Annotated in this window: 1 protein-coding gene; it reads left to right on the top strand. The window is 37.0% G+C overall.

The window, feature by feature from the left end:
• Positions 1 to 230 precede the first annotated feature (230 nt).
• A complete protein-coding gene (locus OQX63_RS23225) occupies positions 231 to 1,280 on the top strand; it encodes an IS110 family transposase (RefSeq protein WP_265853168.1) in 1,050 nt (349 codons plus the stop codon).
• The last annotated feature ends 131 nt before the right edge of the window (positions 1,281 to 1,411 follow it).

Raw genomic sequence — 1,411 nt, 5'->3', positions numbered from 1 at the left:
CGGGCTCATATCTTTACCTTTATAATAAAAATAATCAAAAGAGGGAGAAAAATTTGTGGTCGGGCTGGACACGGGATTAACCGATGTTGATGTAAAAGGATCACCCTCCCTTTTTTATTTCTTAAAGTTTGAACAGTACCTATTGACCATTTCACTGTATTTGGATCATCTATATCATGAGCAAAAACTAAGAGAGATTATTGATTATTTCTATCTAAATAATTAAAGGTATGATGAATTTAAAGTACTCTATCGGAATTGATGTCTCAAAAAAAGATTTTCATTGCTGTTTGTCGGTCATAGACAGCAGCCAGAAAGTAACTGTAAAATCCAGCCGTAAGTTATCCAACAACCCTAGTGGTTTTAAAGATTTTTTATCCTGGATCAAGCAGCACCAGAAAGAAGAGCTGCCCCTGCGTATCGTAATGGAGGCCACTGGTGTGTACCATGAACAGCTTGCGTGGCTTCTGCATTCCAAAGGCCTGGTGTTAAGTATTTTATTACCAAATAAGGCTAAAAAGTACCTACAGGCAGATGGATCAAACTCTAAAAATGACAGTATAGATGCCAAAGGCCTTGCTAAAATTGGTGCAGAAAAGAACCTGGAGCCTTGGGTTCCCGGCAGTGAGAAACTTTATGAACTCAGGCACTATACGCGTCAGCATCAAAACTTAAGAGAGACCATCAATGTTATGGCTAACCAGCTTGAGGCACTGAAACATGCCCAGTTCCAAAGTAAAGAAGTTATAAAACAACTGAACAAAACGATAAAACTGCTTGAGCAACAAGTAGCAGAAATGGAGATGGCAATGGAAAAGCTTGTTAAAACAGACAAGGTCTTAAATCTTCATTACGAAAACATTACAGCAATAAAAGGGATTAACCTGCTATCTTTTTGCGTAATCGTAGCTGAAACCAATGGCTTTACACTGTTTAAAAATTCGGCATCCCTGGTAAAATATTCAGGTTACGATGTGATAGAAAACCAATCGGGCAAACACATCGGAAAAACAAAAATTTCAAAAAAGGGGAATTCCCGAATTAGAAGAATTCTGTTTATGCCAGCATTTTGCGCGGTAAGGGACGACCAGCCACAATTTAAAAGCCTTTATGAAAGAGTTTTTGAGCGGACTGGATTTAAAATGAAAGGCTATGTTGCCGTGCAAAAGAAACTGCTGGTAATGATGTACCATCTTTGGAAAAATGAGCAGAGATACAATCCCCAATTCAATTATTCAGAAAAAAATAATAGCTCCAGAAAAATCCAGAGCTACACATGATAAAATTCCAGAAGGAAGTTTTCACTAAAACAAAGGTAAAGTTATGGCACTGTTTCACAAATGGAAAGCATTTAAATTAATGCTTCTCAAAAGCTAAATTTTTATAAGCTTTTATTTGCTTTTTAAGACAG

The sequence above is a fragment of the Pedobacter sp. PF22-3 genome, assembly GCF_026239555.1.
Taxonomy (GTDB): Bacteria; Bacteroidota; Bacteroidia; order Sphingobacteriales; family Sphingobacteriaceae; genus Pedobacter.
Note: the sequence above shows the minus strand (reverse complement) of the source record. Positions and strands in the feature narration are given on the sequence as shown.

Excerpts from the sequence above, each read along its gene's own strand:
- OQX63_RS23225 (WP_265853168.1), top strand. The coding sequence starts at position 231 with ATGATGAATTTAAAGTACTCTATCGGAATTGATGTCTCAAAAAAAGAT.